Source organism: Bradyrhizobium sp. JYMT SZCCT0180 (assembly GCF_018130165.1).
Classification (GTDB): domain Bacteria; phylum Pseudomonadota; class Alphaproteobacteria; order Rhizobiales; family Xanthobacteraceae; genus Bradyrhizobium.
The window spans coordinates 129859-156009 of record NZ_JAFCLZ010000022.1; the positions used below are offsets into that span (position 1 = coordinate 129859).

At 59.2% G+C, this 26151-nt stretch carries 24 protein-coding genes; 23 read left to right on the forward strand and 1 reads right to left on the reverse strand.

The annotated features are described in order from the left end of the window. Positions 1–53: 53 nt before the first annotated feature. Entirely contained in the window at positions 54–1250 is a 1197-nt protein-coding gene (locus JQ641_RS28905; protein ID WP_211999266.1) for a hypothetical protein, read from the reverse strand. Positions 1251–1960: 710 nt separating this feature from the next. Between JQ641_RS28905 and JQ641_RS38920 the strand changes: the two genes are divergently transcribed. From JQ641_RS38920 to JQ641_RS29020, 23 genes are all read left to right on the forward strand, one after another. Then, entirely contained in the window at positions 1961–2674 is a 714-nt protein-coding gene (locus JQ641_RS38920) for an AfsR/SARP family transcriptional regulator (RefSeq protein WP_502755009.1), read from the forward strand. A 344-nt stretch (positions 2675–3018) separates the two neighbouring features. Then, positions 3019–3348: a hypothetical protein gene (locus JQ641_RS28915; RefSeq protein WP_211999268.1), complete on the forward strand. Its 330-nt coding sequence runs from the start codon at positions 3019–3021 to the stop codon at positions 3346–3348. Beyond that, complete coding sequence (locus JQ641_RS28920) at positions 3345–4424, forward strand: hypothetical protein (RefSeq protein WP_211999269.1); 1080 nt, start codon at positions 3345–3347, stop codon at positions 4422–4424. The genes JQ641_RS28915 and JQ641_RS28920 overlap by 4 nt, the downstream gene beginning before the upstream one ends. Next, on the forward strand, positions 4421–4924 hold the full coding sequence (locus tag JQ641_RS28925) for a hypothetical protein (protein ID WP_211999270.1): 504 nt from the start codon (positions 4421–4423) through the stop codon (positions 4922–4924). The genes JQ641_RS28920 and JQ641_RS28925 overlap by 4 nt, the downstream gene beginning before the upstream one ends. Further along, positions 4921–5562 carry an N-acetylmuramoyl-L-alanine amidase gene (locus tag JQ641_RS28930; RefSeq protein WP_211999271.1) on the forward strand — a complete coding sequence of 214 codons (642 nt, stop codon included), beginning with the start codon at positions 4921–4923 and terminating at the stop codon, positions 5560–5562. Before JQ641_RS28925 ends, JQ641_RS28930 begins: the two co-directional genes overlap by 4 nt. Positions 5563–5682: 120 nt before the next feature. Beyond that, the gene (locus JQ641_RS38155) at positions 5683–8022 is read left to right on the forward strand and encodes a phage tail sheath family protein (protein WP_249150789.1); all 2340 of its coding nucleotides are present in this window, start codon (positions 5683–5685) and stop codon (positions 8020–8022) included. Positions 8023–8035: 13 nt separating this feature from the next. Continuing rightward, complete coding sequence (locus tag JQ641_RS28940) at positions 8036–8551, forward strand: phage tail protein (protein WP_211999272.1); 516 nt, start codon at positions 8036–8038, stop codon at positions 8549–8551. 14 nt (positions 8552–8565) lie between these two features. Next, positions 8566–9297, forward strand: coding sequence for a T4 family baseplate hub assembly chaperone (locus JQ641_RS28945; RefSeq protein WP_211999273.1), 732 nt, complete (start codon positions 8566–8568; stop codon positions 9295–9297). Beyond that, positions 9294–10502 (forward strand): hypothetical protein, encoded by a 1209-nt coding sequence (locus JQ641_RS28950; protein WP_211999274.1) that lies wholly within the window; start codon positions 9294–9296, stop codon positions 10500–10502. The genes JQ641_RS28945 and JQ641_RS28950 overlap by 4 nt, the downstream gene beginning before the upstream one ends. Then, positions 10499–11743 carry a Pvc16 family protein gene (locus JQ641_RS28955; protein WP_211999275.1) on the forward strand — a complete coding sequence of 415 codons (1245 nt, stop codon included), beginning with the start codon at positions 10499–10501 and terminating at the stop codon, positions 11741–11743. Before JQ641_RS28950 ends, JQ641_RS28955 begins: the two co-directional genes overlap by 4 nt. 2 nt (positions 11744–11745) lie before the next feature. Then, positions 11746–13761 (forward strand): ATP-binding protein, encoded by a 2016-nt coding sequence (locus tag JQ641_RS28960; RefSeq protein ID WP_502755006.1) that lies wholly within the window; start codon positions 11746–11748, stop codon positions 13759–13761. Next, positions 13758–14012, forward strand: coding sequence for a hypothetical protein (locus JQ641_RS28965; protein ID WP_211999277.1), 255 nt, complete (start codon positions 13758–13760; stop codon positions 14010–14012). The genes JQ641_RS28960 and JQ641_RS28965 overlap by 4 nt, the downstream gene beginning before the upstream one ends. Continuing rightward, on the forward strand, positions 14009–15418 hold the full coding sequence (locus JQ641_RS28970; protein ID WP_211999278.1) for an eCIS core domain-containing protein: 1410 nt from the start codon (positions 14009–14011) through the stop codon (positions 15416–15418). Before JQ641_RS28965 ends, JQ641_RS28970 begins: the two co-directional genes overlap by 4 nt. A gap of 69 nt (positions 15419–15487) precedes the next feature. Continuing rightward, positions 15488–16144, forward strand: a complete 657-nt coding sequence (locus JQ641_RS28975; protein ID WP_211999279.1) for a CIS tube protein — start codon at positions 15488–15490, stop codon at positions 16142–16144. A gap of 10 nt (positions 16145–16154) precedes the next feature. Then, complete coding sequence (locus JQ641_RS28980; RefSeq protein ID WP_211999280.1) at positions 16155–16454, forward strand: hypothetical protein; 300 nt, start codon at positions 16155–16157, stop codon at positions 16452–16454. An 88-nt stretch (positions 16455–16542) separates the two neighbouring features. Then, positions 16543–17619, forward strand: coding sequence for a hypothetical protein (locus JQ641_RS28985; RefSeq protein ID WP_211999281.1), 1077 nt, complete (start codon positions 16543–16545; stop codon positions 17617–17619). Continuing rightward, positions 17616–18128 (forward strand): phage baseplate assembly protein V, encoded by a 513-nt coding sequence (locus JQ641_RS28990; protein ID WP_211999282.1) that lies wholly within the window; start codon positions 17616–17618, stop codon positions 18126–18128. The genes JQ641_RS28985 and JQ641_RS28990 overlap by 4 nt, the downstream gene beginning before the upstream one ends. 86 nt (positions 18129–18214) lie before the next feature. After that, complete coding sequence (locus tag JQ641_RS28995) at positions 18215–18475, forward strand: hypothetical protein (RefSeq protein ID WP_211999283.1); 261 nt, start codon at positions 18215–18217, stop codon at positions 18473–18475. A gap of 10 nt (positions 18476–18485) precedes the next feature. Further along, a complete protein-coding gene (locus JQ641_RS29000) occupies positions 18486–18845 on the forward strand; it encodes a GPW/gp25 family protein (protein ID WP_211999284.1) in 360 nt (119 codons plus the stop codon). A gap of 39 nt (positions 18846–18884) precedes the next feature. Further along, positions 18885–20810 (forward strand): putative baseplate assembly protein, encoded by a 1926-nt coding sequence (locus JQ641_RS38770; protein ID WP_211999285.1) that lies wholly within the window; start codon positions 18885–18887, stop codon positions 20808–20810. Then, the gene (locus tag JQ641_RS29010) at positions 20807–23530 is read left to right on the forward strand and encodes a baseplate J/gp47 family protein (protein ID WP_211999286.1); all 2724 of its coding nucleotides are present in this window, start codon (positions 20807–20809) and stop codon (positions 23528–23530) included. The genes JQ641_RS38770 and JQ641_RS29010 overlap by 4 nt, the downstream gene beginning before the upstream one ends. Continuing rightward, positions 23527–24702, forward strand: coding sequence for a hypothetical protein (locus tag JQ641_RS29015; protein WP_211999287.1), 1176 nt, complete (start codon positions 23527–23529; stop codon positions 24700–24702). The genes JQ641_RS29010 and JQ641_RS29015 overlap by 4 nt, the downstream gene beginning before the upstream one ends. Positions 24703–24716: 14 nt before the next feature. After that, positions 24717–25958: a DUF6519 domain-containing protein gene (locus JQ641_RS29020; RefSeq protein WP_211999288.1), complete on the forward strand. Its 1242-nt coding sequence runs from the start codon at positions 24717–24719 to the stop codon at positions 25956–25958. The last annotated feature ends 193 nt before the right edge of the window (positions 25959–26151 follow it).

A 26151-nucleotide genomic window follows, 5' to 3' on the forward strand; every position in this document is an offset into this window, starting at 1 on the left:
AGCGCTCACAAGTCAGCGATCTGACTATGGGCGGACCGGCAAAGCTCGCAGTGTCAGCGCAGCCGCGGGTCCTCGCGATAGGTCCATTGATCGATGGCGGCGATTGCCTGAAAAATAGCGCCCGCGCCGGCTTCAAGCGGATCGTGCTCGACAAGACGCTCACGCGTCCATGCGATCCATTCATCCATTGTCCGATCGCCGACGGGTCCGGTCGCCTCGCCGGCCGCACGCGCCGCCAACGCCTGCAGGAAGAGGCGCGCGTCTTGTGCCTGCTTCCAGCGTGAAGCGAGCTCCAGGAACCCCTGCAGGCGGTTGCGCTCCCGCAATTGCTCCTGGCGCTCCTGGTAGCGTTGCATTTCCTCTTCGCGTCGCCGCTGCGCATCTTCCTCTAATTGTCGGCGACGCTCCTGAAGGATCGGCACCGCGGTGACGAAGACGGCCGCGATCTCCGGCAACTGCCGTTCGAGCGACTGGTCGGGTGTGTCGATCCAGGACTGGGCGAGGGCAGGATGCAGGCGGGGTTCGATCGATAGCTGCAGCAGGCCGGTGGGCTGCATTTCCCGCCTCCAGGGGCGCTTTGGATTAGAGCTGCGTTTTGCCTCCTCCTCGGTTAGCAGCCGGCGTACCTGGCGATATTTTTCCTTGATGGTAAGGACGACCGGCAGCCTTTCGAGTTCCACCGTCGGGCGACCGCGTTCATCCACCTTCGCCGTGTAGCCGTGCCTCTCCAGCGCAATGAACAAGGCGCTGAGGAGGCGGTGCCTGCGGCGCTCCATCGCCGTGAAGTCAGGCGGCATGTATTCGCCGCGGTCCCAGGAAGTCTGCTTTGCCTGCTCGCGCCAGCGCTGGCGCTCGTCGATCCACCCGGCGACGACGCGGTGCGGGTGGGTTAACTTGCCGGGAACCTTGAGCCCGGCGGTCAGCCGACGGGCTACGGTGAGTGCTTCCAATAGCTCGGGCGGCGTTTGGGGTGGCGGTGGTGCCGGCAGGCTCGGGCTGATTGTTGCCTGCGCCGACGTCCCCTGTCGGATCGCCGGCAGGGGCACCTGGGTGACCTTCTTGCCGGCCGCTTTCCGGGCCCAGTAGCCTCGTGGCGGATAGGGCACGTGAAGGCGCCCGCAGATCTTGGCAAGACCGTTGCCGGAAACCCCGTATTGAGCCGCTAGGCGACTTATCGGAGTGGTCCAGACCTGTGCATACAACTCATCGCGGGTAAGCGTGACGGGCTTCTTTGCTTTTGAGTCGGGCATGTCGTTTAGCTCGCTCGTGGTTGTTTGGTGGGTGTAGGCCGCCGCCGCGCTTGAGCCCGCGGCTCGTCTGCTCTGGCTTGATGCAAGGAAGGTGCTCAGAACGCTGGCGAGGCTGTCCTGGCGCCGCGGCGCCGTCCGGCTGGCGGTCCCGCCCAGCGTCACGGTGGGCGCCGCCGCGTTCAGGCGCTGGCAGCCAGCGAGCGAACAAGTGTACAAGCTAGCAATTGAGCAAGTCAGCAAAGTGGACAAGCTAGAGAGCTATCAAGCTAACTAGTTAGGAAGTCAGCAAGCTAACAAGCGAGCCAGGCAAGCTGCGGCGGCGTCGGGCGGGCAGATGGACGCGGCAGTCCCGGCGGCCGCAGGCGTTAGATACCGTCGGCCGGTCCGCCCCGGGACTGGCGTTTCGCCGATGTACCAGCATTCGTATCAGACGGCGCCGTGACCAGCGCGAAACGCCTGCAAATTGGGGTACGGAAAGTAACTGGCGCAGAGTCCTCCTTTATGCCCCATGATACAGTAAGGAGGGCGAACGACCGCAGAAGCCGTCGGCATCGCATCAGAAAACCACAGGATACATTCAGAGATTGCATTGTGTCCACGACACGATTAGTCTGGCTCAATATTAAAGTCAAAAGCATTGAATAACGTCTTCCTGCGATTTTGTGGGGGAGTGCGTGCAGGTTTCAGTAGAGTTCTTAGGCCGAACGCGCGTGTCGGCAGGCGATAGCGAGATTGCGTTGTCGCGTCAGAGCATTTCGTTCTTGGCGTACCTTGTTTTGTTTCGTGAGATTGATCACCCTCGCGAAGTTCTCATCGAACACTTTTGGTCGTCAAGCGAGCCTGCCCGTGCAAGGTCATGTCTCGGGACGGCCTTGTCGCGACTGCGGAATGCCCTGAAGGTCGGCGGATCAAGCTGGCTTGAAGTATCACCCAGAGGCGAACCGCGAATTTGTGTTTCATCGCAAATCTGGTTTGACATTGTCGCATTCGAGACCGGAATTTCTCTCGCGCTCGCGGCTCCACCTGGTGAACTGGAGCCGTCGTTGGCGCATCGACTGAGTACCGCGCTTGGCCACTATCGCGGTGATCTCCTGCTCGGCTGGTACGACAATTGGGTGCTGATCGAGCGTGAGCGACTGCGCCTGCTTTTGTTGCGCGGTCATCGGCGGTTGATGGGGCATTACTCCGCCGTCGGGGATATCGAGAACGCGCTTGCGGCGGGTCTGGCGGCGCTCCGGATTGAGCCGTTGCAGGAGCAGGTTCAACAACAGGTGATCGAACTCTATTTTGCATCTGGGCAACGGGCCGCGGCCATGCGTCAGTACGAACGACTTACGCAACTCCTGAAGGATGAACTTGGTGTAGCGCCTTCCAGGACAACACGGGCCTTGGTTGAACGTATACGCATTGACCAGACGCTTTAGTACGTCGATCTGCATCTTGCCGGGAATGACTTCAATCGTTGCGTACCACACGCTGGAGCCAGCTTCAGGGCGATTGATTCGATCCTGAGGTCATTGAGTTCCAGTGACGCGTCGAGGGCTGCCGCCCGGATTGCCCCCCTTTACTTGAAGCTGTCGTCGATGGGTCGTTTCCGCCGATCACCACCGCCGCGTGGGTGGTGACGCTGCGGTGATCAAGTGGTGGCTGGTCGGTAACGTACGGGTTTCCCCCGGCTTTCACGCATGTTGGTGAGAGGTGCCGGGCGGGTGGGAGTGCTCGGCTATCCTGCCAATCGACAAATCAGCACCTCGTTCCTTGAGCGCCCATGGACAACCAAAAAGGGCCGCCAAACCAAAGGAGTTTCAGCATTCACCTTTGGCTGGAAGTTGAGGGATGGCGCGGACACGTGACTGATGGCCACGGCGAGCATTGGTTCGAGGACGGTCAATCTCTGCTCGAGTTCATAGGCGAGCGGTGGCGCTTGAATGACGGCACTATTCGCCTTTTGCTGGAAGTTGAGGCGGGCTGCGGTCAAGTAAGCGATGGCCCCGGTGTGCATTGCTTCGATGACGGCGAATCCGTGCTCGAGTTCATAAGCGATCGATTGCGTCTCAATCACGGCGTTCCGTTACCCGAATTGAAGGGCAAGCCGTGACCGCGATGTCCATATCAATAGTGTGCACGAATTTTGGCGACTGCCGGGTTGCCGATGACAAGGTGCCGCTGTGGAGTGAGCTGCTGGTCGCATGCCCCAATTGCGGCAAGTCGCTGGCATCGCCGCATCGCGTAACGCTTCAGCCAATTGCCGGGAGCGTCAGGGAAAATAAGAGTGTTCCGGTCGTCGTCAATGTCAAATTGGGCAACAGATGTTTCCAACCCGGAAAACTAGCGCTTGAGGTCGACCGGAAGGAAATTGGCGACGCCCAGCATGTTGCTGGCGAACCCAAGGACTATCAGTTCGAAATTGAAGGTCGCCACACGGGAATCTACCGCGTTCGGGCCGTGCTCCAGACGAGCGATGGGCGCATAACCATGTCGAGCGAGGAGCTGCTGCTCGTCGCGCAACCATCGAACCTCATTGCGCCACTGCTTTGGGCGCTCTTGCTAATTCTGCTCTTGTGTCTGAGCTCGAGTTTGGGATGGTTCGGCAAACCGCTGTTTGGTTGGGTGCCGCACCCATCGCTCTCATACGCCGCTGATGGTGTTTCCGTTATTTCAGCCTTATTAATTGGCGGGCTGTTGCTCGATCTCGGCCGCCGCGAAAGAGCATTCGGGCGCGAAGATGCCGGTTTACTGGGTCAGCACCGCTCGCTGGTCAGGTTTCAATCCTACGATCAACTGTCGGACAAGTTTCCTTACAGCAATCGGATCCTGAACAGAGTGGGAGAGAAGGCAAGCTCGGGCGCCGCTCTGATCACGCTTGGGGCGCTGCCGATCTGCTTCGCATTCGCCTATCTCGCTGGCATTGCCTTCGGCACTCAGAGGCCATGGGCGACTATAATCGCGTTTGTTGTCACAGCGACCGGCATTTTCTTCGTGGTCAGGCGCACAGAACTAAAGGGCTCGAGGGGCGAGACCCTGATGACACTGCCTCAAGCTGATGCACCATCGCCGATGATTGCAGTCGCGGATCCGCTGACGGAAACAATGCCTGCACAGTCAGCTGGCTCTGTCGCTGCCATGGAGGCGCCGAATGAAAGCGCGGCGCAACCGAACAAGGACAAAGCATGATGCCCACAAGGGAAGGAATTCTTGGGTTCTTTGCTGGACTTCTGTTCTGGCTGCTTGTCTTCGCTCTGATCTCCAAGTTCATTCCTGCTCCGCAGCCAGCCTTGGCCGATATCTTCAGCGGGATAGTAACGTGCGTGAAGGACCCGTTCCAATGCCTGGCCAATGTCAGGGACAATCTCACAAAAGACACCGCGTACGGCGCGGTCTTGGGGATTATTGGTTTATTGATCCAACTATGGTGGCGCGGTGAGTGGCCGACAGGACAATTGAATGAAGGCAGGCCAAGAGTGTTGGTTCCCAGCCTGCTCGTGACAGTGACGATCGCGGCAATCGTTGCCGGGATTTCGGCCGCGCCCTTGATTACAGGAAAAATGAGCGCGGTTGGTATTGTTGTTTTCGGCTACTTCGTCGCTGATGCCGCAACGCTGGGCGTGGGGAAGATCTCTACCCTGGTTCAGAAAGCAACAGCATTCATCCAAAGTCGGATCGCCGCGAAATGAGAGCTCTAGAGATCAGCGCCGGTATCCTCGATTGCCTGCCGAAGCAGTTCGGTAGCCATCAAGTCGTCCGTCAGTGGATTCCGAAGTCAAGGCCCAACGGTCCGGTCACTTCGCGAACGGGAAAGCTGCTGACAGGATTCACCCAGATCGTGATCGGTGATACCGGATGGCTTGGTCTGACCGCACGTGAAGCTGCAAAGGATACAGGCCAGGCTTATGGGCATTTCCTCGTCGACCACGAAGTCATCATTGAATGCGTTCCAGCGCTGACGAGCCGGGTCGGTATCGTCGAACAAGCCCGCTTCGTCGAGACAAGAACGTCGGCCGGGGAGCTCGATGCTCACGAGACTACGCTGGCGATCAATCTCTGTTTCGGCGGGGCTGTTAAGCCCACGGCTGCTTACGATGCCTGCGTCGGCCTGACGGCCTTTATCTGCAAACGATTCAACCTGCGCCCCGATACGGATGTGAGGGGTGCCGGCGAACTTGACTTCGCCCGCAAGGATCCGGATCGGGCGTTGCGGGCGGCAGGATCCGATTTGGAGAAACTGAAGCAAGCGGTTGGGGATAAGCTGGAGAAGGCGCTGCCAGAGCAGCCACCGGCCGCGCAAGCCAAATCGGAATCTGCACATGCATAGACCGCTGCCAGCTGGATACAGCGCCAAGTCAAGGAAGAAAACCCGCGAGTGCGCGTGTTGCGGCGGCGTGCGAGCGGATCATTGTGTTTCAGTCCAACGGTGGAACTCCAGGAGAATCCAATGCCATCAGCGCTGACCTATCCGGGCGTCTATATCGAAGAAATTCCGAGCGGGGTTCGAACGATCACGGGCGTTGCGACCTCGATAACCGCCTTTGTCGGACGCGCCGCGCGAGGTCCGACGGATACGGCTGTAACGATTAATAGCTTTGGAGATTTCGAGCGCATCTTTGGCGGGCTGTGGAGTGGAAGCCTGCTCAGCTTTGCTGTACGGGATTTCTACCTCAATGGAGGCGCACAAGCTATTATTGTTCGACTGTATCAGCCAGCCAAAGAACAGTTGGATCGGAGCGATCTTCATAGCGCCATGGCTGAGATCAAAGACTTGGGCGCTCCTGCCAGTGCGGATAAAGCGAAAGAAGCTGTCAAGGCCAAAGCTAAAGCGCTGATCGAGAGCCCGAAGTACAGGACCAATCAAGGTGCGATTGCGGCTATCAAGGCGGTGGTCGTAGCTGCGGAGGCTGTGACGCAATCGCCGACTGTGGAGAAGGTGACTACTGCGGTCAATGTAGCCGCGCAGTATGCTGCGAATCCCAAGGCGGAAGATCAAAAATTCATAGAAGAGAAACTCAAGCTCTTGGTTGATGCGGCGGCGGGCGCCGACGTTGCTGCCGCAAGGAAAGCCGTCGAGGACAAGGCCACCGAATTGAAGAAGGACAACAGCAGTCCTGCGGGGACGAGCGCGGGGCCTGTGATTGATGCGGTCACTGCGGCAGCGATAGCGGGTACTGATGTGGCAATGGTAAAGGAAGCTGCCGAAACCGAAGCTAAGAAACAAAACGCATTGGCTCGGGATGCTGGCGTGGCCGATCTGCCTCCACGCTCTAAAGCTGAGATACGCGTCGGGAATATGACATTCACGGCAGCCTCAGAAGGTAAGTGGGGGGCGCAGATTCGCATAAAGATTGACCAAGAGAATGGGTCCAAGGAAATCGCTGACAAGGTTGGCGTGCCATCCTCTGCGGACCTCTTTAATCTTGAAGTGCAGGTCGGCCCACAGCACGAACGCTTCTTGAATCTCACGGTCAAGGAGAGTTCGCGGCGAGTTGACCGAATCCTCGCGACTCAATCCAATTTGATCCGCTATGACGGCTTTGATCCTGCTAATCCTCCCGTTCTCTCGCCAGGGTTGGATGTGATTTCGTCTGCTGAAACCGAGGTCAACAAGGCGAAGCAAAATTGTGACGCTAAAGAGCGCGAACTCGACTCTTGGGATAAGGCCCTCGAGGTCGCAAAGAAGGATGATCCCCAAGAGGCTAAGCAGGAAACGAAAGACGTAAAGAATGCCCGTGACAACGCCGCGAGCGAACTCGATGCTGCGAAGCGACAAATTTCGGAGGCCGAAGATAAACTGAAGAGCGAGCGTAACATTGCCATTAAGGTAAGCGATGGAGCGCATCTCGAAGCAGAGAACATCTTGCCCGTCGGGGGACTAGCAAACAAAAAGGGACTTTACGCTCTCGAACAGGCCGATCTGTTTAATCTGCTCTGCATTCCCCCGTATAGCCCAACTGACGGCATTAATTTCGATATCGACAAGAGCGTTCTTGGTGAAGTAGCTTCATACTGCGAACGCCGCAGGGCGATGCTTTTGATCGATTCGCCGAGCAACTGGAGTGGTAGCGAAGCCAAGGCATTCGCCCGAACTCAATTTAGCTCCACCGGTAGCGATGCATTCCCGGGGGTCGCGAGTAAGAACGCGGCCATGTTTTTTCCAAGGCTGATGCAATCTAATCCGTTTCGCGACGGGCACGTAGAAGCATTTGCTCCCTGCGGAGCCGTTGCCGGTGTTATCGCCCGCACAGATACGCAGAGAGGAGTGTGGAAAGCGCCTGCGGGCTTGGAAGCGACTATTGCTGGAAGCCTCGGGCTCGAAGTCAATCTCACCGACGCCGAAAACGGCGAACTCAATCCCATAGGTCTCAATTGTCTGCGGACGTTTCCATTCGCTGGTTCAGTGGTATGGGGCGCACGCACACTGAGAGGCGCAGATCAATTGGCGGATGAATGGAAATACGTTCCAGTACGCCGTACTGCGCTTTTTATTGAGGAAAGCCTCTACCGCGGAACGAAGTGGGTGGTTCACCAGCCTAACGATGAGCCGTTGTGGGCGCAGATTCGTCTGAACGTCGGCGCGTTCATGAATGATTTGTTTCGACAGGGTGCATTCCAAGGTCAGACGCCGCGCGATGCCTATTTTGTCAAATGCAGCAGCGAAACGACTACGCCGAATGACATCAATAAGGGTGTCGTGAACATCCACGTTGGATTTGCGCCGCTGAAGCCCGCGGAGTTCGTCGTGATACAGCTGCAGCAGATCGCCGGTCAGATACAAACGTAAGGAGATTTCGAACATGGCTCAATTCAGCGTCAACGCGAAACGGTTTGATCCCTACAAGAACTTCAAGTTCCGCGTGAAGTGGGACGGCAAGTATGTTGCCGGTGTGAGCAAGATCAGCGGGCTCAAGCGCACCACGGAAGTGGTGACGCATCGCGAAGGCGGCGATCCCAGCGCCAGCCGCAAGTCGCCCGGCCGCACCAGCTACGAGGCGATCACACTGGAGCGCGGCGTCACCCACGACGAGGAGTTCGAGAACTGGGCCAAGAAGATCTGGCACCAGGGCGCGGGCCTCGGCTCCGAAATCTCGCTGAAGGATTTCCGGAAGGATCTGCTCATCGAGCTTTACAACGAGGCGGGGCAGCTCGCCATCGCCTACAAGGTGTTCCGCTGCTGGGTCTCCGAATTCCAAGCGCTTCCGGACCTCGACGCCAACACCAACGCGGTCGCGATTCAGCATCTCAAACTCGAGAACGAGGGGTGGGACCGCGACTCCGAGGTCAAGGAGCCTTCCGAGACGTCGTTTACGTGATGGTGGGGTAGGTGATGGTCGCGCCGGTCGCGTTACTGGAAGTGTGGGAGCAGGCGTTGCCGCTCAAGCCTTCTGCGCGGCCGATCGCGCTGTTGTCACTGGCGTTTTCAAAGGCCGATGCTGAGGAATTGGCAAGGCTTCCTCTCGGTATTCGCGATGCCCGCCTGTTGCGGCTGCGGCAGGCGTTGTTCGGGGACAGCCTGGACTGTCTGACCGCCTGCCCAGCTTGCGGAGCTGAACTCGAGTTTACCGTATCGGCCGGTGACCTCCTGCAACAGGCCGGTGAGCCCGCGGCCAATGACCATTGGCTGCAAGCGCCGCATCATCAGGTGCACTTTCGCGTACCCGACTCCACCGATCTGATGGCGCTCCCCGGTCTTGCCTCGAAACCGGATGAATATTGGGCGAAAATTGTTGGTCGTTGCGTCATCGATGTTCAGGGGCGCGACGGAAGCGTTGAACTGGAAAATCTTCCACAGGATCTGGTCGAATTGCTGGCCAGGGAAATGGAGCGGCGCGACCCGCTCGCGATGGTCTGGCTTGATCTTGTCTGCGCGCAATGCGGACATGCTTGGCCGAGTCTGTTCGATATCGCCAGTCTTCTCTGGGCCGATGTCGATCGATGGGCGCGGAGACTTCTGCACGAGGTCAATCTGTTGGCGCGTGCCTACGGCTGGACCGAACGCGACGTGCTTCAATTGAGCGCTGCGCGGCGCCAGCATTATCTTGGGATGATCGGGGCATGAGGAACTACTTTGCCATGCTCGGAGCGAAGGCGATCGGCGCCGAAATCGGTATCCGCGCCAGGCGAGAGGTGCTGTATGGCTCGCCGCGCTCCGCGGACGGCCTCGATTCCGGCCGCCATATTGCAGAAGCCGCGGCAACGCGCGACCAGGGCGAGTTCGCTGTGGGGGATGCCGTCAATCAACCCGGGACCACCGTCGATGCGATCCAGGCGTCGGCGGAAGCTGGGGAAGGCGACTCTTATAGAGCCGATCCCGAGGGAAAGTTCTCTCGCGACGATCGTTCTGCGTTGGCAATGGCTCTGCAGATTTACGCATTGGAGCAGCGCGTTGCAAATCGTGGCGATGCAGCGAGGCGCACGGTCGGCGTGTCGGCGATTCCAACAGCAGATCGGCCGCAGCAGGCGCGGCCGTCGTCAAATGTCCTGACGGGCGATTCGGCGGCGGATCGCAGTGACGTCGCCAGCGTGGCGGCACCCGTTCCCGGCGCTCAACCGGGCCAGGCTGAACGACCGAAGTTCAAGAGTGTCGATCAGGGCCTCCGGCGCCTCGGCGCGGAGGCAGATTCGCGGATCAAACCAGCCGATGAGGTTGAGTCCGTTCTCGATAGCGCGCCGGCCAATGCCGTGCACCGGTCGGCTACGAATGAAGCGAACGCCGCCCGGAATGTTCCGAGAATCTCACAGCTTGCCGCCTCAACCGTGACGGATCGCCCTGATCCCACCACGCCACCGCATGCTGGCTTAACGACCGTCGTGTTGGCGTCGAACCCCGCAAACTCGACCGCGCGTGCCCCGACCGATGCGCCATCCGAGGCGCGCGCCGAGGAGCTTCCTCGGGTAACAGGAGGTCGAGCAAGAATTGCGATCCAGCCCCAACTCAGGAACGCGATAAAGCTCAAGGAAGCGACCGGAGACGTTCACCAGGAAGAGACGGTCTTTCTTTCTTCCGAACTCCAGGAGAAAAACCGCCTGCCTGTCGTTTCAGCGCACGTCGGCCGTCCACAATCCGCGCCGGACCGGAGCGGCCGCGGTACTCCGGCTGATCTGATGGTTCAGGATGCGCATCCCTCGGTGCAGGTCAATGTCGGCAGGATCGAGATTCGGGAACAGCGGTTGGCACCTCCGGCCGCTGTCAGACGCGCCCAATCGCCCCGCATGGATCTGAAGGAGTATCTGAACCGGCGCCTGCGCGGGGGGACGTCATGAGTAACGCCGACGCAATTGCCACGGTTACAGGCAAGCTGCGGGCCAAATTATCTGCAGCAAGCAAGGTATGGGTGTCGACCAACCGGTTGGATGATTTGCCGCCGGCGGACCACGACAACGCGCTCAATCTGCATCTCTATCAAATCTCGCCAAATGCGAACTGGCGTAACATGGACGTTCCATGGAAGGCCAAGCCCGGAGAACCTTATCAGGCGCCGTTGGCCCTTGATCTCCATTATCTCCTGACTGCGACGTCGGCCGAACAGGCGGTTGCTCAAAAAAGTCTCGGTGCCGGGATGCGGGCGTTGCACGATGATCCATTTCTTGATCCCGGTGAAGGCGCAGTTGCCCCATTTGAGCGAGCACGTATCACGATGCATCCGCTTTCACTCGATGAAATGGAGAAACTGTGGGCCGGGGTGCTGAAGCCGCGTAAGCTCTCCGTCGCCTACGAAGTCTCGGTTGTGCTCATTGAAAGCGAACGGCCGGTCCGCTCGGCGTCGCCGGTGCTCAGGCGCGGTACCGGGAGCCCGGACTCGATAGCGGTCCAGCCGAACCTGCAATCGTTGCCGGAGATTGAGCGCATCGAAATTGGAAAAAAGAAGTTCGACGAATGGCTCAGACGCGGTTCGCGACCCGGCCGAGCCGCCGCGGAGATAGACGATACCATCTTTATTTATGGGCAGGGGCTGTCCAAGGTCGATGCCGTGGTTATCGAGTCACTGCGGCATCCGGTGCCGGATACTGAAAAACCTATGGTGATAGACAAATTCACCACTAACGACCGTGGCGCATTAGTTGTGGATTTATCGGAAACGAAATCCGGCGATAAGCCAGTGAAGATACCAGCCGGGCCATGCAGCATTGCGCTCAGAATCAAGCGGAAAGATAGTCAAACCTATCTAACGAACGCGGTTCCGTTCTCGGTGGCGCCAAAAATAATCTCGTCCACCAAAAGCATCACGATTCCCGATGATGTTAGTGTTACATTCGATCCACCCCTCGTCGGCAATCAGGTGGTCGCGTTGATTTTCGGCGAACGACAGCTTCTCCCGACGACAAAACCCGCGGAAGGCGTTTCTTCCTTGATCTTCAGGTTGGAGGGCCTGAAGCCGCCAAAGGGACCGCTTCCGATCCGGCTTCGCGTCGATGGCGTCGATAGTTTCGGCGTGAATTCAAATGCGGAGGACGGATCTCCCAACCTCGAACAACCATTCCTCAACGTGATTACGGTGACGTAATCATGCCCGACGTCACAACCTGGCAAGCCGAAAACACCGCCTTTCTCGCCAGCGCTGTTGCCTGGGTGCGCGGACGACTGGTTGCGCTGGCTCCAGCGGACGGGGGTCGGTCGAAAGGTGCTGCGAAGGCGAGGGCCGCCGTCGCATCCGACCCGCGCATTGCACTGGAGAAGAGAGCAAGGAAAACCCAAAATGTTCCGGCGTTGGTCCAACTTGCTCGAAAGCTGAACTTGTCTCCGTTCGAGCAGGACGTCCTTCTGCTGTGCGCGGCGAGCGCGCTCGATGCAGGGATGGGCGCGTTGTGTGCGGCTGCCAGCGGCGAAGGCAAGCCCTATCCGACCTTCGCCCTCGCCATGCGCGTGTTCGACAACCCGGCCTGGGAGGCGCTCGCGCCGTCCGGTGCACTCCGTTACTGGCGTCTAATTGAGATTCACCAGGCCGCAAACGAGCCGCTGATCAGCAGCGCCTTGAGGGCCGACGAGAGGATCGTCAATTATCTCAAAGGTCTCAACCATCTCGACGATCGGGTGGCGAACTGGATCAGGCCTGTTGCGCCTGGCTCTGCCGGTGAGCTTGCGCCTTCGCACAGGGAAATATGCGATCGAATGCACTCGTTCGTGGTTGCAGAGGAGAATACGCCAGGACGGCCGTTGGTTCAGCTGCTGGGCTCTCCCCTTTCGGCCAAGAAGCAAATCGCAGCCGAAGTATCGAGAAATCTCGGTTACGGACTGTGGCGCATTTCCGCGATCTCGGTATCCGAGCTCGGAAGCGAACAGGACCTTTTCTGCCGATTGTTGCTCCGGGAATCGATTCTTGTCGGTGCTGCCGTGTATGTTGACAATGACGATGAACTCGCCGAGCACCGGCCGCCGATGCCGGCGTCGCTGACGCGTTTCCTCGACCGGCTCGACGATGTGCTTGTCTTTCTGGCGACGGCAGAGCCGGTGCACGGTATCGACCAGGCGAGTCTATATGAACTCGTCGGCAAGCCCACCACGTCCGAGCAGCGCACGGCCTGGATCCGTCTGATCGGGGCAAAACGGCGCGACGAAGCCAATCGCCTCGCCGGCCAGTTCGACCTCGATCTCGTCACAATCGAACGCGTTGTGGCACAGGCGAAGTTGCGGAGCGCGGCAGGGGCTGACAGCGACCTGGGGCTTTGGCGCGGCGCGCGCGAGGCGGCGCGGCCGCGGGTTTCGGGATTGGCTGAGCGGATCGACGCCAAGGCGACGTTGAAGGATCTCATGCTTCCGCCACAGCAGAAAAGGCTGCTCGAAGAACTGGCAGAGCAGATCCGGCACCAGTGGACGGTCTACCGGGAGTGGGGCTTTGCCGATCGGGCCAATCGCGGTCTCGGAATCAGCGCGATGTTTTGCGGCGGCAGCGGCACTGGCAAGAACATGGCCGCGGAAGTCGTGGCGCAGCTTGTCGGGCTCGATCTGTACCGCATCGACCTCGCCTCCGTGGTCAACAAATATATCGGCGAGACCGAAAAGAATCTGCGCCGTGTGTTCGACGCCTTCGAGGACGGCGGAGCAATCCTGTTCTTCGATGAAGCTGACGCTCTGTTCGGCAAGCGCAGCGAGGTAAAGGACAGCCACGACCGCTACGCCAACATCGAGATCAACTATCTGCTGCAGCGCATCGAGTCCTATCGCGGACTGGTGATTCTGGCGACCAATCGCAGGGCGGCGCTGGATTCGGCATTCATGCGCCGGCTTCGCTTCATCGTCGAATTTCCCTATCCGGGCACCGAGGAGCGGGCTGCAATCTGGAAAGACGTATTTCCGACCGCTACGCCCAAGGCGGAACTCGACACGAAACGTCTCGGACGATTGGCCTTGTCCGGCGGTAACATTCAGTCGGTGGCGCTGAACGCGGCCTTTTGCGCTGCCGCCAGCGGCAACAGGAAGGTGGACATGCAAATGATCCTCCGCTGCGCTCGCAACGAACTCATTAAACTCGGCCTACCGATCAACGAGGCCGACTTTCGTCTGGAATCGGAGCATCAGACATGACGGTGAAACTGAGCATCGACCGCCTGGTGATCGACGCGGCGGCCGGACAGCGCATCAACCCGGCGACACTGAGGGCTGCCGTTGAACGTCAGCTTTCAGCGATGATCGAAGGCGGCGGCACCCGGACTTTTCCGGGCGCACCTGCCAGGATGCTGACCTCCAGCGGTTACGCGGCGAGCGGCAGCGCGAGCAAGGAGGCGCGCCTGGCGCGCGATGTGGCAAAGCGAATTTACGAGGCGATGAAACGATGAGCGCATGTGCCCAAAGCGCGATGGCGCGCAAGCCGACGACCTCCTCGCACCAACTGGGAGCGCGCGCGTTGCAGCGTTCCGCGGTGAAGTCCGCGTGCGAATGCAAGGAGTGCACAAAGAAAGCGGGCGTGCTGCAGCGCGCGGCGGTGCAGGAGCACGCTCCGGCGGAGGTGCCCGATATCGTCTACGACGTCCTGAAGTCCCCCGGCCAGCCGCTTGACCGCGGCACGCGGGAGTTCATGGAGCAGCGCTTTAACCATGATTTCAGTACGGTGCGCGTGCACACGGACGCCCGCGCGGCGGAATCGGCGCGGGCGGTGAATGCGCGGGCGTACACGGTGGGGGGGCACATTGCATTCTCTGAAAGCGCATATGAGCCCATCGGATTCGAAGGGCGCCGCCTTCTGGCTCATGAGCTCGCGCACGTCACGCAATACAATCACGACGATTTGGCGACCGAGAGCCTCGTGATCGATGGTGCGCGAACGCGTGAAGCGGAAGATGAGGCGAGAGCAGCGGCTGAAAATGTTTCAATTGGAGACGATTTTCGGACTCGAGCGAGGATAACCGGAGGTGCATTCACGCTTCGTCAAGCGGCTACAGATCTGCTTTCTGCCAGCTCGAGAATGCAGGTGGGTGCTAGTGGTAGATCGGGATTACGCCTTGTTTCGGGGAGTGCGGCGCCTGAATTACGCACGGTTGCCAGAGGCGCAGGGGCAGAGCTGCGGCTCGTCGCAAAGGTAACCGAGAAGGCGGCCGCGAAACGTGTTGAGAGTGCGGCTTTGAAGTCCCTACTGAAGGTGCTCTCGAAGCGATACGGAGTTGTGATTGCGTCCTCATTGGTGACCAATACGGTGCCGCTTATTGGTCAGCTCTTGGAGCTCGGCTTCGCAGCTTGGATGGTGTGGGACATGATCCAGGTGTGGGATTCGCTTGTCGAGGAAGCTGCCGCCTTGAGAGAAGAATCCTCCCAAGAGGAACAAGGCGTTGAGCGCGAGGAAAGCGCGCTGCCTACGGAAAGTCCCAGCGTTGATGAGGATGAAGAAACGCCTGAGCGCAAAGAATGCAAAAGCAAATACGATTTAGTGCCGATGAACTGTTACGCGGATTTATCGGACCGCGAGAAAGTGGTTAGCGATTTCCTGATCAGGAGGTATGGACCGGGGGCTAAGGCCGTAGGGCATTGGGAAAAGTACACTCCAAAGAATTTAGATTCGCGTCTGGGCATTTCTGACTGCGAAGGAGCAGGAGGCAAGGCGTGGCATCGGCAAGTACGGATCCAATCATTGGGCGGCAAGCCGAAGGTTGTAGAGCCGGATGTATCTGTCTTTGAGTGCGAATGTTGTGACAGAAAAGGAAAGGATGGAAAAAACTATCGAGCCACTCACTTCTCTGGGAAGACCTAGTGGATTTTTGATCGACCTGCGTAGCACTTGATGCATATGAACGATGTGCGCCCAACGAGAAAGTTGCAAATGACCGGCCTCTCCGCATCCCCAAAACTCCGCAAGGCCGCGCTCGTGGTGATGGAGCTGCAGAATTCGGCCTCCAGCGCAATCGTGTTTCAATACAATCCGGAAAGCATGACGCGCACGCTGCAGCCGCAGTTCATGGCGGAGGGCGCGGGTGACACCACCGACTATGCGCGGCTGAAGGGCGCGCCGATCGAGACCATGCGCCTCGACATCGAGATCGATGCCACCGACTATCTCGCATCGGGGGATGCGGTGTCGCATCAGGTCGGCATTCATCCGCAACTTGCCCAGCTCGAGCTGCTGCTCTATCCGAAAAGCTCGCTGGTGAGCTGGAACAACCTGCAGATCAACGCCGGAAGCCTGGAAATTCTGCCGCCCGCAGCACCAATGACGTTCCTGGTCTGGGGCCTCAAGCGCGTCATCCCGGTAAGGCTCACCGAATTCTCGGTCACGGAAGAACAGCACGATCCGAACCTCAATCCGATTCGCGCCAAGGTCAGTCTCGGATTGAGGGTGTTGAGTTACAACGATCTGCCGAACGGCGGCCCCGGCTACTACGCCTTCATTGCCCATCAGGTCGCCAAGGAAGGCCTGGCGACGATGCGCGGCGTGGTCAATGCGGCAAACGTTCTCGGTGGCGGCGTACGGTTGGTCTAGGGAGGCGGCTATGTTCGAGCACACCAGTCGATATTATAACCAAAAGAAACTTCAGTACCGGCGGCCGGACGGACGGGTCATTTCGTACGTGGCCCGGCGGATAGTACCCTCCCGCGACAACATCGCCACGCTCGCCGAGGTGCAACTCACCGATGGTCTGCGGCTCGATACGATCGCCGCGACGACGCTCGGAGCGCCGGAACTGTTTTGGCAGATCTGTGACGCCAACGACGGCCTCAATCCGTTCGACCTGATGTCCAGCGTCGGCCGAGTCGTCAAGATACCGATGCCGGGACAGCAAACGTCATGAGTTCGACATGAGCTGGAATCCGTCAAGGCTGCTCGGTATTCGCCTCAATCTCTTTCTGGGCGAAACGATCGCCGTGCCTGCTCCCGCGATGCTGACCGAGGCGTTGCAGGATGTGCAGATCGAGCTGGGAGACGAGGGCAATGATGGATTCCAGCTTACGTTCGGTGCCGGCCGCAAGGCCGGGATACTGACGACGGACAGCCCGGTATTCGCCCATCCTCTGTTGACGCCGTTTTCGCGCGTGATCGTCCAGATCTCATTCGGGGCGCAGTACGAAGTGTTGATCGACGGCTTCATCACCCATCGCCAGGCATCTCCGGGAAGCGAACCGGGCAGTGCAGCCTTGACCGTCACCGGCGAAGACATCCGCGTGATGATGGACATCGAAGAGCGGACCGTCAGCCACGTCGGGCTCAGCCCGGAGATGCGGGTGTTCAGGATTCTCTCCCAATATCAGCGATTTCTTGGCGGCCCGCCCGTCATTCGTCCGGCGCGCAACAGCCGGGCGCCGTCGCCGCTCGAGCGGATACCCGTTCAGAACGGAACGGATCTTCAGTATTTGCGGAAGCTGGCGGAGGATTACGCGCACGTCTTCTATGTCGAGCCGGGCGCGGCTCCGAACATAAACGCCGCCTATTGGGGGCCGCCGCCAAAGATCTCCACGCCGCAGCCTGCACTGACCGTCAACATGGGCCCCGATTCCAACGCCAGAATTCATTTCAGTTACGACGCGCTCAAGCTCGAGACCTCCGCCGGAACGGCGATGGATCCGAGGTCCCGCACCTTGCAACCGGTCAGCGCCCTGCTGGACATCGGCCGTACGCTCGCTCGCCAACCGGCACGCGACTTCCAGCGCGGCATCGTCCGCAAGACGCTGGCGCGCTATCGGACCGGCGGCGACATCATGGACGTGCTGGACGGAGGAAATGCCGCGGCACAGCGATCGGAAGACGCGCTGACAGCCACCGCGGATATCGATGTGGCCGAGTACGGCCATGTGCTTCGTCCGCGCCGTCTCGTCGGAGTGCGCGGTGCGGGACGGCAGCTGGACGGCATCTATTATGTCAAGCGTGCGACGCATTCGATCCGGCGCGGTGACTATACGCAGCGCTGTACATTGACCCGGGAAAGTCTGGGCGCAGCGGCGCAACAGGTGGCGATATGACCGGTCGCGCTCACTACGGCAAGATCAAGGGCAAGGTAGTCTCTACCGCCGATACGAAAAATGCCGGTCGACTGATGGTCCAGATTACATTGGGTGGATCGGCGGTGGAGGTTTGGGCCGAAGCCTGTGTCCCGTATGCCGGCAGCAAGAACGGCTTCTATGCAATTCCGCCCGTCGGATCCGGAGTATGGGTCGAATTCGCGGAAGGAGATGTCGACAAGCCGATATGGACGGGTTGCTGGTGGAAAGACGGTGAACTCAGCGGCGCACTCGGCGGCGGCACATCACTTTTATCATTGCCCGTGATCATGCACTCGACGGGCGGGCACAGAATGGTTCTGGCCGGCAGCGGTGGAGACCCCGTGGTGATTGAGACGGCGAGCCGCGAGCAAGGTCCGCGAATCGTGATGACGGAATCTTCGATCAAGATCTCGTGCGGGCCGAAGATGTCGATCGAAATTTCTTCGTCCGAAGTGAAGATCAACAGCGATGGACTGGTCGTGCGTTGAACAGGAAGGAGTGGACTGAGATGCCGGGTTACATATTGCATCAAGGAGCCGACGTGAAGTGCATGCATCTCGGGCCGGCGCAGCCCATGATGACCTATCCGCGTGTTAGCGTTGGCGGAAATCCGATCGTCATTCGATCGAACACCTTCAGCGTTACGGGCTGCCAGTTTCCGGCCTGGACGCTCGGAGGTTCTCCACCGTGTTCGACCGCGAGCTGGACGATGGCCGCAACCCGATTGTTTGCCGGTGGTGACAATGTAGTGCTGGTCAACAGCCAATCCCAGTGCACGCCGAACGGGACACCGTTGCAGATTTTCCGGACCCAGATCCGCGCCACCGGAACATAGGACAGAAGTCATGCAAATAGCTTTCCCTTATGTATTCGACACTAATCAGGTGACGGGCCTGGCGGATGAACCCGCGCATGTGCGGCAGATGCTGGAGCAGTTGTTGTTCACGATGCCCTTCGAACGGGTCAACCGTCCCGATTTCGGGTGCGGCATCCAGCGGATGGTGTTCGCGCCGCAGAGTACGGAAGTGGTGGCTACGCTGCAGGCATTGGTTGAATCGGAAATCCATCGATGGATGGGGGACGTCATATCGCTGCGAAGACTCGAAGTGACGGCCGAAGATGCGACGCTTCGCGTGCTGGTGGAGTACCAATTGTCACGCGACACCGTGGTGAGGACCGAGCGTTTCGACCGGACCGCCGTCTAAAGCGAATTCGACCTGTGCGGAATGGGTGGAGAAGGTAGAGTGGCAGAACAGCAGCCCTTGATCGATTACATGGCGAAGGACTATGAGAGCTTCCGGCGATTGATGCTGGATCGGCTCTCCGCCACGCTGCCTGGCTGGCAAGAGAGACATGCGCCTGACCTCGGGATTGCGCTGGTCGAGGCGCTCGCCTATGTCGCCGATTATCTCAGCTACTATCAGGATGCGGTCGCTACCGAAGCCTATCTTGGCACCGCGCGTCAGCGGATTTCCGTCCGCCGGCACGCGCGGTTACTGGATTACGTTCTCCACGAGGGCTGCAATGCGCGCGCATGGATTCATTGCGAGGTGCAGGGCGGTGGAAAAGTCAGCCTCGATCCTCACGGCGTGATGTTCGTGGCGATCGGGGATCGCGCCGGCGCGGAGTTGCCGCTTCTCACCGAGAGCGATTTGACGGTCCTGCCGGAGACCAGCTTCGAGATCTTTCAGCCCGTGGGCAGCGAGAAGATCAGTCTGGATTCCGGTCTCAACGAGATTGCGATCACCGGCAAGTTCGAAGAAGGCGCTACGGACGGAGAGGTGACGCTGGCGGACGGTCTGGTTCTGAAGCCGGGAACTGTGCTTATCCTGAAGGGAACAACCGCTGGCGCAGGTGGGAATTCGTCTGACGCTCGCTACCATGCCGTCGCGCTCACGGGATGCAGGGCCGCCAGGGGAAAATCAGCCACCCATTCGATCACGTGGGATATCGACGACGCCATTCCCGCCTCCATGGCCGGTCTCAACAAATTTGTCGCGTTGGGCAACATTGTCCTCGTGGACCATGGTCGTTCCGTATCGGAAGGCGGTCCGAACCTGACCGTGAAGGCCGGTGCGGCAGGACCGCTGTCGCGGCGCGGTCTGACGCATCGCGTGCCGCCGCAGACGACGGCGAACAGTGCGGCTGCGATGGTCGTCCAAAATCCGCACGAGGCGATGCCGGCGGTTGCACTGGCGATTGAGGAGGAACCCTGGGGGCGGGTCAAAGCAGATTTGCTGGAGAGTTTGCCGACCGATCGGCATTTTTGCGTTGAGGTCGATGATGGCGGACGAGCATGGATTCGCTTTGGCGATGGCGCCGGTGTCGGAGAAAGTCCACCGGACGGTACGAATTTCGTAGCGACGTATCGCATTGGAAACGGCGCAGCCGGAAACGTTTCGGCGGGCGCAATCAGGCGGGTGATCCTGAAGAACGGAGCGGCCTCCAGTGGCATCAACAACATCGCGGTGACCAACCCGATGAGCGCCGTCGGCGGAACTGAACCGGAGTCGACGGCGACCGCACGTCTGCTCGCGCCGGGGGATATGCGGGTTCATCAGCATCGAGCGATATCCGCTGACGATTATGCAGAGTTTGCGCGCGGTGTGAGCGGTGTTGCAAACGCTGTTGCCACAATCATGCAAGAGGGCACTCGCCGAGTCGTCCGCGTGGCCATCGATCCAAAGGGCGAACAGGCACCGAATCAAACTTCAGACCCCAAAGCGTGGGCTCGATGGAAGGCGCTCAAAGAGCGCGTATTGCAGCGGCTGGGGGGGGTCCGCCGCATCAATCACGATGTCATCGTGGCTGCTCCCGATTATGTCGACCTGACGATCCGCTTGAAGGTGACACTACTGCCGAGCTACCTGAAGGATACCGTCGTGGCCCAAGTCAAGCGAGAGTTCATTGATGATAAAGGAAAATCGTTCTTTGATCCGGACAAGCTGACATTCGGGCAGTCGATCTATTGGAGCCAGGTCGCTTCGCTTCTCCATGCGATCCCGGGGATCGCAAGCGTTGAGCAGGTCGAATTCGCGCGAAAGGATCGCTTGCCACGGAACGACGCAACGCCTTCGCCGACGGACAAGATCGAAATCGGACCGAAGGAAATTGCTGTGCTGAAGCCGTCAGATCTTGACGTCACCCCAATTGAGACGGTTGGGCCATGAGCACCTTCGCAAACGAGAGTGAACCGCTGCAGCCTCCTCGGGTGATCGGGACCATGCTGGCGCCGGTGCGGCCGCAAATCGTCGATCAAGGACCCCCTTCTGAAGCCGCAGAAATCAGTACCGATAGTTTGGTCATCTCCGATCCAACCAAGGCGTTGTTGCAGGCCTGGAAGACTGTTGCCGACGTGCTCGGCTTTTATCAGGAGCGGCTGATCAACGAGAGCTATATTGGAACAGCCGTCGAGGACCGGTCGGTATTCGAACTTGCCCGAATGGTAGGCTATGCGCCCGATTGGGGTCTCGCCGCCAATTGCTACGTCTACTACACCATCGATGAAAGCGTGATGCGCGACGTTCGCATCCCGGCCCGCAGCAAGATCAGGGCTATTCCCCAGCCCGACGAGGAACCGCAGACCTTCGAGACCAGCAAGGACCTGATTGCCCGGTCGAGCTGGAATGCAATCCGCGCTGCGACCACCACAGACTTTCCAGTCTCTCCTGCGACTTTGACCCTCTATCTTCGCGGGACCATGACCGGCCTCAAGCCCGGTGATCTGATGCTGACTACGCAAAGTGAGCGCGACATCTATTTCCTGGTTAGCAAAATCGACGTGAACCGGGAGGCGGACCAAACGACGGCATCCGTCACCTTGCGCTACGGCCAGATGGGTGCGTTTCCGGTGTCTGAAAAAAAGAAAGAAACGCAGACAGAGCCCCTGAGCCCGCCACCGCCGGCGATCGGGGCGAGCAGCACAGACGCTTACTATCAGATGCAGATGAAGGGCCAGTCGTGGATCGAAGGGAATGCCTTGAAGGCGCTCGCGTCCGGGTTTGCGGCCGATGCGGTTGACGAGCCGATCAAGGTCATCGGATTTCGAAGGCGGATCATGGTGTTCGGGCACAGCGCTCCGCGCCGCCCGATCGACCCGCGCCGTCCCGAACAAGGGGACAAGCCTTGGGCCATCGATGACGAGGACAAAACGCAATTGGATGTCATTGATCTCGAGGGGCACCAGCCAAGCGTCGTGCCGTCGAGCCGGCTGTGCATCGAGATTCCCGGCCGGTCGGTTCATGGAGAGGATCTGGAGTTCTACAGTGTGTCCGCGGTGCAACTGACGTCGCGTACTGCCTATGGAATGACCGGCGACATTACGCGGGTCAAACTGGATCGTCCGTGGAAGCCGGCCGTTCTGAGCGAGAAACTTGATCCCCGACAGATTTATGAAGAGGTCGTTCAACGCGCGATCGTTCACCTCGATGATGCAGACTTGCACATCGGCAAGAAGCCGATCGACTGGATCGGGGTTAAACCGAAATTCGTCAAGATGGCTGCTTCGCCCGAGATGGAGCAGCGAGCCCGACCTGACAACGCTATCGAACTGGACGGCATATATCCTGGGATCAATCCGGGACGGCGGGTGATTCTGGTCGGTGATCCACCGGAGGGAAACGAGCCTGCGGAAGGCCAGGAGCCGGAGCTCCTGACGGTTTTGAGTGTATCCCATCCGCCCTATCCCTATGGCGATGTCCGAAAGGAAGCAGCGCACCAGGGCGCCCGGTCGAAGCGCACAACGCTGACGTTCAAGGAGAAACTGAAATATTCATACGCCCCGGGATCGATCAGAATCTACGGCAACGTCGTCGAGGCGACGCACGGCGAGACCTACAGGGAGGTGCTCGGCAGCGGCGCCGGCTCGCGCGAGCACCAGTCGTTTGGCTTGACCAGAAGTCCGCTGACGCAGCTTCCGGTTCAGACGTTTCCCGGAGCCAGGCCTGAACTGAGTGTGACCGTGGGCGACGAGGAATGGACGTGCGTGGATACACTCGCTCGTTCCAGCCATGGGGAGCGGGTTTTCTCTCTTTGGATCGACGATATGGCTACCGCACGCGTATATTTCGGCAACGGAGTTGCCGGAGCACGGTTGCCGACAGGCCGGGAAAACGTCGAGGCCACCTATCGCATCGGCGTTGGCCGAGCAGGCAACATTGCGCCAAAAAGGCTGAAGCTTGCGGTCGATCACCCGCTCGGTGTCCAGGAGGTATCCAATACCCGGGCTTCCGGCGGGTCCGACCGCGAGCCGATCAGTCTCGTCAGGTCCAATACACCGCTTTCGACAGTTGCCCTCGATAGGCTGGTCTCGCAGGGTGATTTCCTCCATATGGCGCGGGTCTATCCAGGCATCGTCAAGGCCAAGGTCAGCTACCTATCCGTTCGTTCTCGCACGATCGTCGTCGTCAGCATTCTCAGCGATGGTGTTGTCCCGCTCGAAGCGAACAGCACGCCCTGCAAGGCGTTACAGGCCGCGATGACAAACCACCAGGACGGCGCCACCGCGGTGTTTGTGGTGCCGGGCGTTCTGTGCCCGATCTCGATTGTGGCCAGGGTCAAGACGCGGCCCGGCGTATCGTGGGACGACACCGAGGCGATGGTTCGCGCGGCGCTCATCGACGTTTTCGGGTTCCAGCGTCGAGAGCTTGCTCAACCTGCCCATGCGAGCGCGGCGCTTGCCGCAATCCAATCGGTCAAGACCGTGGAGTTCGCTACAATTGACTGTTTCCAACGGTATGATCCGGATCCGGTGACGCGCCGGCAGCGTCAGTCCTGCATCGAGGCCTCCGAGGGAGTTTGCGAGGACAGTCGCCTCGTGGGCGCAGAGCTTCTGCTTGTCCAGCCCCATATCCCAGGCAGCATCACGCTTGTGCCGGAGGAATTATCATGACCAAAGCTCGTTTCGAGAAAGGCGCTTTGTACGGCCTGTTGCCGGCTGTCGTTCGGCATCGAGATTCGCAGATCGACGGCAAGCCGCTGGAGAAGGTGCTGAAGCAGTTCGGCCAGCAGGCCGATTTGCTGGAAAAGAAAATTGAGGAAGCCAACGCTAACTTCTTCGTCGAAACCTGCGATCCGCAGGCATTGCCCTACATCGCGGACCTGATCGGCTATCGGCCAATCCTGCCATTGCAGCCCAAGGAGGATGCCAGCCAACCGAAGATAGTGCCGCCGCCCGATCCTCCTCCGAAGCTGAGTTTGCGAAGGGATGTCGCAAAGACGATCTGGGCGCGACGGCGCAAGGGAACACCTGAGGTCCTAGGCTCCATCGTCAGCTTCATAACCGGCTGGCACACTGCGGTGTTCGAGAACAACAGGGAAGTCGTTACGACGCCGTCAGTCCGCTCCGATGGCGCGCCGAGGTCGCAGGGAACGCCGGATCTTCGCAAACTGGTTGGCCGCAATCACAGGGACCAGGGACCGGGATTGATTCCGCGAGTTGCGACGCTCCGGCGCGTCGATGCCAATGGCGCGCGCGGCCGGTGGCATCCGCTCGATGTGGTGGTGGAAGCCCGGTCGCAACGTGCGAGACTTAACGAAAATTGGAGGCTCCATGCCATCGCCGGCAAGAGCTATCTCGCCGTGCGCGAAAACGGACACAAACAGAAGCTTTACGCGCCCGCGAACGAATTCGCGGACGCGACGCGTATCCTGGAATCTGCGCGGGCCGTCTACCTGAGCGATTTCGTGGGGAGCGACAAGGCCTGCTTTGAAGAAAAGAAGATTGCACTCAAGGAACGGTTGTATGGGACGGACCGGGCCATCTGTCTTTATCAGTCAGCGCCCGTGGGGAGCCCGGCAGCGGTGCCCGGTACGCCCGTCGCAATTGACGCCGCGTTGGTAACGTTTGGCAACGTAGCGGATACGACCATCGCCGGAGGTTGGGTTATCGACCCCGAGCGCGGCTGGATTCAGCCGCCTCATGGCAACCGCGATCCGGTTTTTCTCAGGTGCTACGTTGCCTGCAACAGCAGCGCGAGTGCCGAGATTGAAGGCGCCGTGAGAACCAGGCTGAATGAGCATGTCCCGATGGAGGCGCGAACGGGCGTTGTTCACCGTTCATAGTAGAGGTCATACCAATGCGAATAGATATATCGAGTGACAGCTTCAACTTGGTTCAGGGATACACGCGCGTCCTGCTGCAGCAGGGCCGACCGATCCTCGATCGCGACTGGAACGAACAAACGGCGATTGTGCTGGATCGCCTGCGTGCGGTCACCCGTTCGATTTACGGCCGGCACGGCGGGCCTGCCGGCGGCGAGTGCGGGTTCATCCCGATCGATGGTGAAAAACAGCTCGGTCTCAGGAGCGGTTGGTACACGATCGACGGGCTGATGCTAATTTGCCCTTCCGGCCCAGGATACATGGCCACTCTGGAAGCAAAAAAGACCTATCTAGTCTATCTTGAAGCCATTGAAAGAGAAGTAACGGCAGCCGAACAAGAAAGCCTGCTGGATTCTGCTCTTCCGGGGATCGACGTGGCGGCCCGCGGTCAAGTGATGGGGCGGGTGCATCATTTTGATTGGTCGGAATGGGTGAACGATAATACCGGGTGCAGCGGTGTGAACGAGATGGTGAACTCGTGGCTTAAGGAGAAATGCAAGATACAGGAGTCCCCCGGGATCACGTTTCCGGAGGACAAGAATCTGGCAGGGAAGGCTAAGCATAAGCATGAATTGAAGGAGTTGGCCAGGAAGAACCCAAACCAGCTGTTGCGCGTCGAGTGCCATTCAGTCGAGTGGAATTCAGCTGAGGGTTGGTCAAAAAGCACCTGGAAAGTTTCGACCGACAATGCATTCGTGTTGTTTAGGATCGCGAATCTGCCGGGGCAAACGCAGACGTCATCGAACGAGATTACGATCCGGCTCGGAGCTCTCGAAAGTTGGATTCCGGTCAAATCCGACTTTGTTGAGCTTCTCTCGCACGAGAATGTAAAATTCAATGAACCCGGCCTGCTGTTGGCCGTGAAGGACGTTGTCGAAACAAGCCACGGCAATGTCGATACCGTTGATGGCAGAACGATAGAATTCGAGAAGCCTGTCAACGACATCGCAAAGTTCGCATTTGTACGAGTTTGGAACGATATGTTCGAGATAACTAACCCTCAAGGCGCCGAACCCGGCGACTACTGGCAGTTTTCCGGCCGCGAAGGAGCGTCAACAATCGATACGGCCAATCTGAAAAGACCTTCTCGTGTGTTTGCGCCGCTGGCATTGGTTAGTACGAATGAGAACCGCATTCCTAAGGTGATACAGCGCTTCCAGCGAATCATGGGCGTTCCCTGGCGCGAAATCGATGAAGATATAGACCTACCGAACTAGCATTTCGCGGGCATTTTGAGGATTGTCACTCGGACCAACTATCGCTGCGATCGATTGTAATGGAGCTGTTCGGGGGTTTGCGCGAGAACCTTGTCTGGTGGAGAAATCATGCGTCCGGCCTCATGCGGGCTCATGTGCGGTTGGCCTCTCGAGTAGATGCCAAGGCTTATTGCGACAATTGCAAAAGATCAGG